At 34.0% G+C, this 13,015-nt stretch carries 14 protein-coding genes; all 14 read left to right on the top strand.

The genetic code is table 11. The features are described 5' to 3' along the window. Positions 1-15 precede the first annotated feature (15 nt). Genes ACQKNX_RS13100 through ACQKNX_RS13035 form a run of 14 tightly spaced genes read left to right on the top strand, consistent with a single transcriptional unit; the run spans position 16 to position 13,008 of the window. On the top strand, positions 16-1,149 hold the full coding sequence (locus ACQKNX_RS13100; RefSeq protein WP_427429267.1) for a DUF4872 domain-containing protein: 1,134 nt from the start codon (positions 16-18) through the stop codon (positions 1,147-1,149). Next, positions 1,124-2,173, top strand: coding sequence for a BtrH N-terminal domain-containing protein (locus tag ACQKNX_RS13095; protein WP_427429266.1), 1,050 nt, complete (start codon positions 1,124-1,126; stop codon positions 2,171-2,173). The genes ACQKNX_RS13100 and ACQKNX_RS13095 overlap by 26 nt, the downstream gene beginning before the upstream one ends. Then, complete coding sequence (gene fabZ, locus ACQKNX_RS13090; protein ID WP_427429265.1) at positions 2,167-2,592, top strand: 3-hydroxyacyl-ACP dehydratase FabZ; 426 nt, start codon at positions 2,167-2,169, stop codon at positions 2,590-2,592. Before ACQKNX_RS13095 ends, fabZ begins: the two co-directional genes overlap by 7 nt. Positions 2,593-2,635: 43 nt before the next feature. Then, on the top strand, positions 2,636-2,986 hold the full coding sequence (locus ACQKNX_RS13085) for a hypothetical protein (protein WP_427429264.1): 351 nt from the start codon (positions 2,636-2,638) through the stop codon (positions 2,984-2,986). A 22-nt stretch (positions 2,987-3,008) separates the two neighbouring features. Next, a complete protein-coding gene (locus ACQKNX_RS13080; protein WP_427429263.1) occupies positions 3,009-4,184 on the top strand; it encodes a beta-ketoacyl-[acyl-carrier-protein] synthase family protein in 1,176 nt (391 codons plus the stop codon). A gap of 20 nt (positions 4,185-4,204) precedes the next feature. Further along, positions 4,205-4,948 carry a 3-oxoacyl-[acyl-carrier-protein] reductase gene (fabG, locus tag ACQKNX_RS13075; RefSeq protein WP_427429262.1) on the top strand — a complete coding sequence of 248 codons (744 nt, stop codon included), beginning with the start codon at positions 4,205-4,207 and terminating at the stop codon, positions 4,946-4,948. A 40-nt stretch (positions 4,949-4,988) separates the two neighbouring features. Continuing rightward, entirely contained in the window at positions 4,989-5,732 is a 744-nt protein-coding gene (locus ACQKNX_RS13070) for an SDR family NAD(P)-dependent oxidoreductase (RefSeq protein ID WP_427429261.1), read from the top strand. Positions 5,733-5,744: 12 nt separating this feature from the next. After that, positions 5,745-7,109 (top strand): aspartate aminotransferase family protein, encoded by a 1,365-nt coding sequence (locus ACQKNX_RS13065; RefSeq protein ID WP_427429260.1) that lies wholly within the window; start codon positions 5,745-5,747, stop codon positions 7,107-7,109. A 2-nt stretch (positions 7,110-7,111) separates the two neighbouring features. Continuing rightward, positions 7,112-8,566, top strand: a complete 1,455-nt coding sequence (locus tag ACQKNX_RS13060; RefSeq protein WP_427429259.1) for a phytoene desaturase family protein — start codon at positions 7,112-7,114, stop codon at positions 8,564-8,566. 10 nt (positions 8,567-8,576) lie between these two features. Next, positions 8,577-9,503 carry an ABC transporter ATP-binding protein gene (locus tag ACQKNX_RS13055; protein ID WP_427429664.1) on the top strand — a complete coding sequence of 309 codons (927 nt, stop codon included), beginning with the start codon at positions 8,577-8,579 and terminating at the stop codon, positions 9,501-9,503. 14 nt (positions 9,504-9,517) lie between these two features. After that, complete coding sequence (locus ACQKNX_RS13050) at positions 9,518-10,684, top strand: ABC transporter permease (protein WP_427429258.1); 1,167 nt, start codon at positions 9,518-9,520, stop codon at positions 10,682-10,684. Then, positions 10,677-11,837 carry an ABC transporter permease gene (locus tag ACQKNX_RS13045; RefSeq protein WP_427429257.1) on the top strand — a complete coding sequence of 387 codons (1,161 nt, stop codon included), beginning with the start codon at positions 10,677-10,679 and terminating at the stop codon, positions 11,835-11,837. Before ACQKNX_RS13050 ends, ACQKNX_RS13045 begins: the two co-directional genes overlap by 8 nt. 24 nt (positions 11,838-11,861) lie before the next feature. Continuing rightward, entirely contained in the window at positions 11,862-12,266 is a 405-nt protein-coding gene (acpS, locus tag ACQKNX_RS13040; protein ID WP_427429256.1) for a holo-ACP synthase, read from the top strand. Between the two features lie 46 nt (positions 12,267-12,312). Then, positions 12,313-13,008, top strand: a complete 696-nt coding sequence (locus tag ACQKNX_RS13035) for an ABC transporter ATP-binding protein (protein WP_427429255.1) — start codon at positions 12,313-12,315, stop codon at positions 13,006-13,008. Positions 13,009-13,015 lie beyond the last annotated feature (7 nt).

Below are 13,015 nucleotides of genomic sequence, written 5' to 3'. Positions count from 1 at the left end.
AGGAGGAGACACATTATGAAAATAGTCGATTTTCCTCATCGATTAAGTGTCACATGTAGGGCTGGTAACATTCGAGATTTGATGGAGTATGAAGGGTATAAGTTTACGGAAACTATGTTGTTTGGATTAAGTAATGGCTTGTCTTTTGCATATCTCTTACCTGAAGAGACTAAGGAAACAGTTGATTTTGCAATGATATCTGGTGTTACACATAACCAATTTGAAGAATTAGCTTCATCACTTCGAATGCATTATGCATCTTGTATACCAACAGATAGTGCGCTAGTTTGGGAGCATATAAAAGAGCTATTACAAGAGGGAAAACCAGTTTTCTTAGATGTAGTTTTATCCTTGTATTTAAAATATTTAGATAAACCTGCTTTACCAGGTTCAAGTGAAACATCGTTTACTGCATCAAATGATTTTGTTTCTACTTGGGATCGAATGTTTTCTCAATTACAAACACCAGCGGGTACTCATGTCACGATGCTTATTGGTATAGATGAATTAGAAAATCAAGCATTTATTGTGGAAAATAATTTATCGCGTATTCAAACAGTTCCACTTGATGTTTTGAAATATGCATGTAATCCACCTATGACAGTGACAAATCATCCTCAAAATCGTTACGGTGTGTATTATTTACCAACAAAATTTCCGAATATCAAGGAAGCAACCAAAAATGCAATATACGCAAATATGCATTCATTTTTATACACAAGTAGAAAATATAATGGAATCAATGCAATTGAACGTTTAGCGGAACAAATGCCCAATTGGTTAGAGCTTATGCCACGAGACCAAGTAAGTATAACAATGGGGATGATGTTCTATATATCAGAAAAGGCAAGTGGTGGAGGATTTTATAGGCGGTTATTTGCGGGATTTCTTCGTGAGGCAGCACACTTACTTGGTGAAGATAGTTTAGAAGAAATATCTAAAGATTACTACAAGTTAAGCAATATGTGGAGAGAGCTGAATAAGCAGTTAGCTAAAGGGGCAGATTTCCCAGAATCAATCTTAAATTCAGCTGATTTGAAAGTTTCTATTAATAACATCGCCGCCGAAGAAAGGCGAATTGCTGAGTGTTTATTAAGTCTTGCTGAAACTTGGAGGATGGGAAATGAAAGTTTTATCTCAATGGATTGATATGCATCATATGGGTTCACATTGTGCCTCAACAGCAATGCGCACCATATTTTTAGGATACGGCTATGTTTTTAGTGAAGATCTATGCTTTGGTTTGGGCAGTGGCCTAGGATTTACATATCAAAAATATCAATCAGTCGATTATTACTTTTTTACTGGACGGAATGATAGCCTCGAAGAAAATGCAGTAGGTATTCTAGGTGGGTATATTGAGACAAAGCGAACAGACGATCCAGTAGTAGGCTGGCAATGGGCTAAACAGTGGATTGATTTAGGCGTCCCTGTCATTTTAGATTTAGATATGATGTATTTACCTTATATGAGAGATAAATTACAAATAGAGCAATCATTTCATTTTGGTTTACATAATGCTATTTTAGTTGGCTATGATGAAGAAAAAAGTGTAGCTTTCCTATTAGACTATTTGTGGAATGATGTTATAGAAGTTAGTTTGAAGGATTTAGAAAATGCTCGTAATTCTAAAACCTCACCAATTAAACCAGACAACGGATTAAAAGCTATCGTATTGCCAAATAGAAAACGGGATATAAATCTAGTTATTAATGAAGCAATTAGAACAAATATTTTCAGAATGAAAAGACCATTTGCCTTTAAGATGGGACTTCCAGGCATCAAACTTTTTGCACGAGAAATCAGAATGTGGAAAAAAATGTTGCCTGAAAATGAAAGACAAACACATGCTTATATGGCATCAATGCTGTTTGAAAAGGTAGGAACGGGTGGAGGCAACTTTAGAAGAATGTATGCTCGTTATCTTAAAGAGTGCGCTACTTTAACCGGAAATCAGGAGTACCTTAATAGTTATAAACATTATATGGAGTTATTCAGATGTTGGCGGCAATTAGCTAAACTTTTTGAACTTGGTGCTATAGATCCAAATGCCGGAATTTTTGCTGATGATCCCGAAATTGAAATGTTTTTAGAAAAAATGGTCGATTTAGAATATAAAGCACTAGAAAATTTAGAAGCTATCATTTCAGTAGAGGAGGTAATGACATGTTAAATGTTCAGGAAATCGCAAAAGCACTGCCACATCGCTATCCATTTGTAATGGTAGATAAAATTATAGAAATTGAACAAAATCAAAGGGTTATTGGGTATAAAAATGTTTCATTAAATGAACCATGGGTTTTGGGGCATTTTCCTGATGAACCCATTTTTCCTGGAGTTTTAATTTTAGAGACTATGGCTCAAATCGGAGGATTTGCTTTCTGGTCTCCTAATTCAATAGACGGTCAGCTAAGAGGTTATATATCTGGGATGGATAAAATTAAATTTGTTCTTCCTGTTTATCCAGGAGATAAATTAATAATCGAGGCAACTGTAACAGCAAAGTTCAATCAACATGCACAAGTCAATTGTGAGGCAAAAGTTGATGATAGGTTAGTTGCAAAATCGGTAATTTCTTATGTATTTAAATAGAGAGAGTTTAAAATCGTTCTTAATACAAAGAGAACCGATGTTGATGATAGAATCCATTCTAAAGTTGGATTTAAACGTACTTATTGCTGTTCCAAGTTATGATGAAATTTGGACGACCGACAATAAAGTTTCGTTAATCAGTATTGTGTTGGAAGCAATGGGTCAAGCTGCTGAGATTTTATGGAGACTTAACGGTTTTAAAGGTAAGGCATATCTTGCAATGATTGATAAGGTTGAAATTGATTCTTTGGACTTATTACCGAGAGAAGATGTAAAAATAAAAGCACAAATTTTAAGCTCTTTTGGAAATTTTAAAAAAAGTAAAATCTTCTATGAATATAAAGAAAAGAAAATATTGTCTATTGAAACAACACATTTTTTTAACCTTATTTAGATAACTTATTTGGAGGTTATGTATGGAACGTGTAGTAGTTACTGGAGCTGGCATTTTATCACGTGCTGGTGTGGGAATGGAACAATTTTGGGAGAATCTAGTGCAAGGTAAATGTATTAAGGATACAAATATAACACTCGATTTATCTTCCTTGTCAGATTTAAGAACAGTAAAAAAAATGGATCGATTTTCTCATTTAACTTTACTAGCCACTTTAATGGCAATAGAAAATAGCAAAATGGATTTAACTAAATTAAATGTTGAAAAAATTGGGACTATTTTTAGTACAGTATACGGCTCTTTGCAAAGTAATGAAGCATTTGCTAGAAAGTTAATAACTAGTGGCTCAAATTATACTAGCCCTACTATTTTTACAAGAACTGTGGCAAATGCTTGCATTGGTCAAACATGCATTAGTACTGGGCTTAAAGGAGTAAGTACTATGTTAATGGGCAGCAACAGCATCGGTTATGCCTATGACTTAATTTGTACGGGGAAAGCTAATGCAATTGTAGCTGGTGGCGTAGAAGAATATCATGGTGACGTAGCAAACTCATATAAAGAACTTAACTATACAACAACAGCAGACAACAATGAAGATGTTATTAGTAAACCATTCGATATGGAGCGTGATGGTATTGCTCTAAGAGAAGGTGCGGGAGTGGCTGTAATAGAGGCACTTGAACATGCGCAACAACGTCATGCTCCAATTTTATGTGAAGTATTAGGATATGGAGGTGCCTTTTCTGAAGTAAGTCCAGAAAGAGCATTGTCGCCAATAGATAGTAAGCCCTTTGAAAATTCTATGAAATCTGCGTTATTAAATGCAGGATTAGAGCCTGAAAATATTGATGTAGCCATTCTTTCAGCAAGTGGCTCACGTTATGGTGATTTAGCAGAAGCTTTAGCTTTTCATAATGTATTTGGTACATATGCAAAGGACATTCCTGTAACCTCTGGAAAAGGATTAATTGGAGAAACAATAGGGGCATCTGCTTCTATTGGATTTATCATAGGTGCACTTAGTTTGTATTATCAAATCATTCCTAAGACGGTAGGTTGTACTAAACCAGATAGTGATATTGATTTAAATGTTGTAACTGACACTAAAAAAATGCCGATTAAAAATATTTTAATTAACAGTTTTGATGTTGGTGGTAATTTATCAAGTATTATTTTAACTAAAATATCACAATAACTTTTGAAATGAGGTAGGACATGAAATTAAAAGGAAAGGTCGCAATCATTACAGGTGGATCGAGGGGTATTGGAAGAGCAATTGTAGAAAAATTAGCTCAAGAAGGTGCTGATATTGCTTTTACTTATAACTTTGACAAAAAAGCAGCGGAGCAAGTGATTGTTGACATTGCGAAATACGGAAATGATATAAAAGCCTATCAGTTAGATTTAAAAGATTTATCGCAAATTAAGTCTTTTGTAAATTATGTTTTGGCTGATTTCGGTAAAATTGATATTTTAATTAACAATGCTGGTGTTACAAAAGACAGTTACCTAATGATGATGAGTGAAGAATCTTGGAATGAAGTAATTGACACAAATTTAAATGGATTATTTTATATAACTAAGCAAGTTATTCCATCTATGATTAGACAAAAAAATGGATCTGTCATTAATATTACGTCGGTAGGTGGGATTATCGGTGTAGCTGGTCAAACAAATTACTCTGCAGCAAAAGCAGGAATTATTGGCTTAACCCATTCATTAGCAAAAGAAATATCATCCAAGAACATTCGAGTAAATGCGGTTGCGCCAGGTTATATCGAAACAGATATGCTGAATAAAGTACCAGGAAATTTAAGAATAAAATATACGGAGACTATACCAGTAAAACGATTTGGAAGACCTGAGGAAGTAGCGAATGTCGTTGCTTTCCTTGCATCAGATGATGCTAGTTATATTGTGGGGCAAACTATTGTAGTCGATGGGGGATTATTGTGTTAGTAAGAAGAAGAAATATTAGTTAAATTTAAGGCGGGATTAAATGTTGTTAAAGGGAAATACAACTTTTATTACTGGAGCATCAGGTGGACTAGGGTCTGCCTGTGCCAAGTTATTTGCTAAGCAAGGCTCAAATTTAGTGTTATTCGATAAGAATGAAAATATTATTAAATTGGCAGAAGAAATAGGTACAAATGTTATTGCTTTTGTTGGCGATGTAACAAATGAAAAAGACCTGCAAGAGGCTATTGCATTAGGGATTACACAATTTGGAAGTATTGAAAATATGGTTTGTTGTTCTGGAATCGTACGTGCAGGTACTGTCACTGAAACAGAAAAATCGGATTGGCAGCATGTTTTTGATGTAAATGTACTGGGTGTATATCTTAGTTGTAAGGCTGTCCTGCCAACTATGGAAACTCAAAAATATGGAAGGATTGTAACAGTTTCTTCTCATTTTGGACTTGTGGGTGCACCTCGATTATCTGCGTATATCGCTTCTAAAGGTGCAGTAATTCAACTGACTAAATCCATTGCATTAGATTACGGTAAAAAGAATATCCGAGCTAATTGTTTATGTCCAGGAATGATGAAGTCCGATATGTTTAAAGACATCATAAAACAAGTTGGAAGTTCCAGAGAGTGGGTTGACCTTATGAGAGGATTACCCAATGGAGAACTAGAACCTGATGATATAGCAAAATCAGCACTTTTCCTAGTTTCCTCTGCAGCCGATACGATGTCGGGTTCAGTCTTTGTAGCGGATGGTGGATATACCGCCAGATAAAGGGGGATGTAAATGAAATATTCACATATTGATGCTTCACGAGTATGGCATTGTTGGAACCAAATGGATGTATATTTGAAACAAATGTATACCCTTATTGAAAAATCAGAAGGAAATTTCGTGACAGATCAAGATGGTAAGACTTATTTAGACGCAAATTCCTCTTTATGGAATGTAAATATTGGTCATGGACATCCTAAAGTAATAGACGCCATAAATAAGCAACTTAAACAGTTGGACCATTCCTCCTTATTTTTAACGACAAATGGTCCAGCTATAGAATTAGCTAAAAAACTATCAGAATTAACCGGTAACAGATATCCCCATGTTTTTTATACAAATAGTGGTTCGGAATCGACAGATACCGCGATGAAAATGACGAGACAATACTTTTATAACAAAGGAAAATCAACAAAGAGTAAATTTATTAGCTTACAAAATGCATATCATGGCAGTACCTTTGGAGCGATTAGTGTTTGCGGGATAGAGTATGATAAAAAACCATTTGGTGACTTAATACCAGGCTGCATTCAAACAAAATCTCCTGATTTGTTTCAAAAACCTGTACATATGTCCGAGGAAGAATGGATATTATCTTGTATTGATGATTTAGAAACAGTGATATTAAATGAAGGAGCAGATAGTATAGCTGCTTTTATTTCTGAACCAATACAAGCGTCCGAAGGAATTGGCGTAATTCCAGATTTATATTGGCAAGGAGTTCGTAAGCTTTGTGATCAATATGAAATTCTTTGGATTAGTGATGAAATTGCAACTGGTTTTGGAAGAACAGGAAAAATGTTTGCCGCTGAGCATTCAGATATATGGCCAGACATTATGTTACTTGCTAAGGGCATTACAAGTGGGTATTTTCCATTGGGGGCAGTGCTAGTTAAATCAGAAATATTTGAATGTTTTTTAGGGGAAGTTGACTCTGGTAAAGAGTTTGTACATGGATTTACTACAAGTGGTCATCCGGTGGCATGTGCTACTGCAATTGCAAATATTCAAGTTATTGAAGAAGAAAATCTAGTACAGAACGCTGCTGAAATTGGAGAATTTTTACTTTCTAAATTTTATGAATTAGAAAATCCAGAAGGCGTAATTGATATTCAAGGAAGAGGTCTTATGCTAGGAATTCGCTTATCCGATCAATTGAGTGCAGCACCAATAATAAATCAATGGCCAATTTCGATGATAGTGACTAATTTATTAGCTAAAAGAGGGATTTTAGTACACGCTGCAGGGACGAATGCTGTAGTGCTTGCTCCAGCACTAACATTTACTAAAAAAAACTGCAACGATTTTATAAAGGAATTGAAATATGTTCTAGATCTTTTAAATAAAATTAAAACAATGAAAGTGCTGAGCTCATGAATATGAAAGAACCAGATATTGTTATTATTGGAGCAGGGATTGCTGGTTTAGCTACGGGTGCACAGTTAGCTAGCGAAGGATTATGTGTATGGATTATAGAACAGAGTGCTAATGTAGGTGGCTATGCAGGTGGTTTTGAACGTAATGGTTACCATTTTGACATTGGGGCGCATCATATCGGGGGATTTAAATCGGGTGATGTTATTGATCGATTACTGTGCAAATTAAAGGTTCGAGAAAAAATAGAAGTTATTTACAGTGATCCTATACAGGGGATATATGGAGCAGAAAAAATAAATATACCTTTTTCTTTAAATAAATTGCAAGAAGTATTAATTGATAATTTTCCTAAATACACTATAAACATCAAAAAAATAATGGATGATTTAAAATCGTTTAGTACCGCATTGGTGCAAAATGATCAGCATAGAATTGCTTCTTTCTTTCGAATGTGGAGTGGTAAAACCTTTGCGGAATATGTCCTCTCGATAATTCCAAATAAAAAAGTGTTGGGGATTTTGTCCGCTTTAGGTCCAGGTTATGGTGGAATATCAGCAAACGGTTCTGCTTTTACATTAGCAAGTTTATTAGCCTCTTATAATGAAGGAGCCTATTATGTTAAAGGTGGCACTTATAAATTGTCAAAACTACTTATGGAAGAAATAGAAAAGCGCGGTGGACGCCTATTAAACAATACAAAAGTAGAACAAATATTGACTGAAGGTTCGCAAGTGGTAGGCGTGAAAGTAAAGAAGATAAATGCTGAATTTGAAACAATAAAAACTAAAACTGTAGTTTCTGCAATTTCAATTAAACAAACATATAATATGCTAAATCCAAATGATGTAAATAGTCGATTTGGACAACGCTTAAAACAACTAGACATTGGTCCTTCGGCATTAAGATTATATGTCACATTATCTTCAAACTATCATCCGGAGGTTAGTGATATTAGTTATTTCCCAAGTTGGGATGCTGAAAATTGGGATAACGATTTATGCTATCGCTCGAACCTTCATCAAGGAAAAGCACTACCTATTACACTTACATGTTTTCCCACGAAGGTAGATTCTACTTTGGCTCCTGATAATGGGCATATGATGTTGATGACAATTCTAACTAGAGAAGGTTTTTATAGGGATGATCGAACGGAAATAAATAGGTTGCTAGAAATTGCAGAATTCATTACTCCTGGAATGAATTCATATATTACAGATATAGAGTTAGCAACTCCAAATACTTTCAAAAAATATACTTTGAATGATGAGGGATCTGTATTTGGCTGGGAGCGTACCCCTATTCAAAGTCTACGCACAAATGCACTTAAAGCCAGTATTGGTGTAAATAGGTTATTTATTACTGGTCAATGGGGTCCTAATTTTGGCGTCTATGGAGGGTTTTTAGAGGCAGAAACAGTATCAGAAAAAATAGTGAATGAATTTGAAGGAGTGAAATAGTGTGCCTGACATTCTGGAAATAAAGAATCTTACTAAATCATTTACCAATAAAAATGTAGTTAGTGACCTTTCTCTAAATATTAAAAAGGGAGAAGTTTATGGCTTAATCGGACCTAATGGTGCGGGAAAGACTACATTGATTAATATGATTTGTGGATTAATAAAACCTACAAATGGTTCAATTACTATGGACAGCCAAAACATTTCTAAAGAAAATTTTAAATTTAAAAAATTATTGGGAGTAGTTCCACAAGATATTGCGCTCTACACTGCATTAAGTGCAAAAGATAATTTGTTATTTTGGGGGCGTATGTACAACTTAAATGGAGAAAAATTAAAAAAAAGAGTAGCTGAGTGTTTAAAATTAGTAGGTTTAGATGATAGAGCAAATGAGAAAATAAGTACTTTTTCAGGCGGTATGAAAAGAAGGATAAATATTGCCGCTGCTCTTTTGCATGAACCAGCGTTACTTATTATGGATGAACCTACAGTTGGTATTGATCCACAATCTAGAAATCATATATTAGAAACGATAAAACAATTGAATAGTAATGGAATGTCAGTGATTTACACGTCCCATTATATGGAGGAAGTAGAGTATTTATGTGATCGTATCGGCATAATTGATCATGGCAAGTTGATCGCTCAAGGAACCATTGAAGATGTTATTCTCCAAATTGGCGACGAGTCAAAAATTGTATTTTCACTGCAAGGCAATGATGACAGCGCAATAAATACAATTACGAATAAGATTCCAAACATTCAAGAAGTCGAGGATCATAAACTAATAGTTAGCACAGCTAATGTTCATCAAACATTATTAAATATACTAGAAGTTATCAAAGATTCAGGGGAAAGTATAGCAACAATAGATATTCTTTCGCCAAGTCTTGAAACTAGTTTCCTCCAAATAACAGGAAAATCACTTAGGGATTAATTGGAGGGGACTTAATGAAGATATTATGGCTTGCTATAAAAGATATAAAATTAACCTTTTTTGATTGGAAAGCTGTCTTAATTTTAGTTATCACGCCATTACTCTTGGTGTTAATACTAGGTTATGCCTTAGCTGGGGTTTTTGAAGATAAGCAAATGATTGAAAAATTCACTGTTGCGGTTGTCCTTAATCAATCTAATAATGAAAGCGAAAATTTATTAACACAAGTAGAAAAGAATGCAGATCAATATATTCATTTAAAGAAAATGAATCAAGAAGAAGCTAAAACAGAAGTACAAAGTGGAAAAATACCGGTAATGGTTACAGTTTCTGGTGATTTGCAAAAGCCTGACAGTATAGTGATTCAGCATAATATAAAAGCAGAACTTCAAGGTAAAATAACTGAACAAGTATTCAATCAAATAATTCAAAGTTCGAGACTGTTAGGACAAGCGTATAAAGCTACTGAAAATACGAAGGCAGTTGTGTATCAAAAAGAAGACCACATGGAAACTCAGGATATTTCGGAAACATTATTTATAGAAAACAGCAGTGCGAAGGATGGAAAAATCGTTTCTTCTTTTCAATATTATGCTGCGGGAATAAGTGTCATGTTTATTTTACTGACAGGTATGTCTGGACTGAGTTCAATAATTGAAGAAAAAAAATTAGGAACTTATAGCAGAATAAGAATGACAAATACTAGCCTACCTTCATTTATCATTGGAAAGTGGTTAAGTATAACGGTTACTTGTTTGCTTCAATTTTTCATTTTAATATTAGGAACTTCACTTATTTTTAATATATCGTGGGGAAATCATTTGGGAGTTTTATTATTATTAATGCTTGCTTATGTTTTTGCCATTGGTGGGATGGTTATCTTCTTATCAATCTTTATTCAGACAGAAACAATGGCTAACATTATTCGTGGAGTAGGTGTACAGATTATGGTATTACTAGGTGGAAGTATGATACCTATTCACACTTTTCCAGAAATGTTACAATACGCCGCTTATATTACTCCTAATTATTGGGCACAAAATGGGCTTTTGAATTTAATGGGAGGTAGTGGTTATAGTAGTATAACTGTCGAATTATTGGTTTTATTTTGTATAGGTCTTCTGACATTTAGTATAGGTTTTATTAGACTTTCTAAAGGGGAGGAGGGGAACCTTGGGTAAAATATGGAGTATAGCAAAACAACAATTTAAACTAATTTTAGGGAAGCGGGGTTCTATATTTCTCATGTTTGTAATGCCCCTTGTTTTTTCCTTAATTTTTGGATTTTTAAATGGGACTTTTGGAAATAAGGAGACAACATCCTTACAAATGGTAGTTGTTGATTTAGACAAAACACAGATATCAGAAGATTACAAAACCTTGTTGAAAAATGATTATTCTGTTTCCTGGATTGAAAAAAATGAATCAGAAGCGAAAAAGATAAAAGATAAAAATGAAGCAATTGGTGTGCTAATAATTCCTAAAGGTTTTCAAGAAGGAATTATACAAAGTAATGAAAGTGAGCAGATGATATTAAATTCGAAACAGGAATCGATGGAATTGCAAAGCGTAAAAAAAATAATTGCTTCATCTTATCAACAATTAAAAGCTGTCTATGACATCATGTACAATGACAAACAAAATGATGTTGTAAGTAACGTATCTAGCGTCATTAAAAATGTAAGTTCAAACAATCAAACGATTACTAAAAGACAAATTATTGGTGATGGGCTAATTGTTGAAAAACAAAAAGCAGTCAATCGTAACTCATTAGGGTTTGCAATTATGTTTCTAATGTTCACACTTATGTCTTCCTCAGCGGTTTTACTTGGAGAACGTACTGAAGGAACTTGGGGTAGGTTGATGACCACACCGACCTCTAAAATCACAATTTTAATGGGCTATTTATTAGCATTTTTTATGATTGGTTGGTTTCAATTTGGCATAATAATGACTATAAGCACTTTTGTTTTTGGTGTTACATGGGGAAACATTTGGGGAGTTATTATATTTGCTTCTGTGCTGATTGTAACGTTTATTGGTTTAGGTTTAATGATAGGTGGATTTGTGAAAACTGTGAAGCAGCAACAAGCTATTGGTAGTTTGATAATCATTTCGACTTCAATGTTAGGTGGGGTTTATTGGCCAATTGATGTTGTTGGTGATGTTTTGAAAAAGATCTCATACATTACGCCTCAATCTTGGGCGCTAAGTGGTTTTCAAGAATTGATGGTTGGTAATTCCAATCTATTTGGAGTAGCTTCGCAAATGGCTATTTTAGTAGGGTTTGCAGTAGTATTCCTTAGTTTAGGATTAAAAAGATTAAAATACTGATAGGAAAAGTATTGGAAGTGGAAAATGATAATTGGACTTGGATTGGATTTAATTGATTTAACGAGAATAACACAATTGTTAGAACGTAATAATTCGGGATTGGAGAAGCTATTTTTTACTGATCTTGAAAGAGAACAATTCGAAAAAATAAAGAACACGAAACGAAAAATTGAATGGGTTGCCGGTAGAATGGCTGCTAAAGAGGCTTTTGTAAAAGCTGTAGGAACAGGTTTTGCAAAAAATGTAGGGTTTCAGGAAATAGAAATATTATCAAATCCTTTAGGAAAGCCAGAAGTAAAGTATTTAAAACCTATAGAGTTAATTTTTCCTGCTTATCACAGTGTAGAATTTTTCCTTACGATTACGCATTCTCAACTATCAGCAGGAGCGATTGTTGTAATACAGGGGATACCAACAATTAAAGAGTAAATTTCTCTTTATACAAAATTTTTGTTTGATTTGAAAGGCGGTTACTATGTACATAATACAAGATTTAAGTAAATCGTACAAAAATGGTGAAATTATTAATCAAGTGTTAAAAGGAATTGATTTACAGATTGAGACGGGTGAGTTTATAACGATTCTAGGACCTTCTGGTTCAGGAAAGTCTACATTTTTAAATATTTTAGGTGGACTCGATACAGATTTTCAAGGGAAAGTGAATTTTTTTGATAAGGATTTAGCTACTTTTAATGAAAAGCAAATGGTGAAGTTTCGTCGAGAGAATGTTTCGTTCATTTTTCAGGAATATCATTTACTCCCTACGTTAACGGTCTATGAAAATGTACAGGTAGGACAATACTTAAGTGATTCTAAAAGTTCTATCAATGATATTTTAGAAAAAGTAGGCTTGGCGGAGCATAAGAATAAATATCCAAGTCAACTTTCTGGAGGACAGAAGCAACGTGTTGCAATAGCACGTGCAATTATTAAAAATCCTAAAGTTATTTTTTGCGATGAACCAACAGGTGCGCTTGATAGTGCTACAGCAAAAATAATAATGAATTTACTATTAACGATGAATAAAGAAAACAATATTACTGTCATTTTGATTACGCACAATACGGAATTAGCCCGTTTATCCAATAAAGTAGTTTATATGGTTGATGGCGAAATAGATTCTGTTAAAATTGTGGAAAATCCACTTAGTCTTGAAAAGATAGTGTGGTGACAATAGA

Source organism: Lysinibacillus sp. NPDC093712 (assembly GCF_050280025.1).
GTDB lineage: Bacteria > Bacillota > Bacilli > Bacillales_A > Planococcaceae > Lysinibacillus.
The sequence above is the reverse complement of the archived record's forward strand: the minus strand, read 5'-3'. Positions and strand labels throughout refer to the sequence as shown.

Excerpts from the sequence above, each read along its gene's own strand:
- ACQKNX_RS13085 (WP_427429264.1), top strand. The coding sequence starts at position 2,636 with ATGATAGAATCCATTCTAAAGTTGGATTTAAACGTACTTATTGCTGTT.
- ACQKNX_RS13065 (WP_427429260.1), top strand. The coding sequence starts at position 5,745 with ATGAAATATTCACATATTGATGCTTCACGAGTATGGCATTGTTGGAAC.
- fabG (WP_427429262.1), top strand. The coding sequence starts at position 4,205 with ATGAAATTAAAAGGAAAGGTCGCAATCATTACAGGTGGATCGAGGGGT.
- ACQKNX_RS13035 (WP_427429255.1), top strand. The coding sequence starts at position 12,313 with ATGTACATAATACAAGATTTAAGTAAATCGTACAAAAATGGTGAAATT.
- ACQKNX_RS13100 (WP_427429267.1), top strand. The coding sequence starts at position 16 with ATGAAAATAGTCGATTTTCCTCATCGATTAAGTGTCACATGTAGGGCT.
- acpS (WP_427429256.1), top strand. The coding sequence starts at position 11,862 with ATGATAATTGGACTTGGATTGGATTTAATTGATTTAACGAGAATAACA.
- ACQKNX_RS13080 (WP_427429263.1), top strand. The coding sequence starts at position 3,009 with ATGGAACGTGTAGTAGTTACTGGAGCTGGCATTTTATCACGTGCTGGT.
- ACQKNX_RS13095 (WP_427429266.1), top strand. The coding sequence starts at position 1,124 with ATGAAAGTTTTATCTCAATGGATTGATATGCATCATATGGGTTCACAT.
- ACQKNX_RS13050 (WP_427429258.1), top strand. The coding sequence starts at position 9,518 with ATGAAGATATTATGGCTTGCTATAAAAGATATAAAATTAACCTTTTTT.
- ACQKNX_RS13070 (WP_427429261.1), top strand. The coding sequence starts at position 4,989 with ATGTTGTTAAAGGGAAATACAACTTTTATTACTGGAGCATCAGGTGGA.
- ACQKNX_RS13060 (WP_427429259.1), top strand. The coding sequence starts at position 7,112 with ATGAAAGAACCAGATATTGTTATTATTGGAGCAGGGATTGCTGGTTTA.
- fabZ (WP_427429265.1), top strand. The coding sequence starts at position 2,167 with ATGTTAAATGTTCAGGAAATCGCAAAAGCACTGCCACATCGCTATCCA.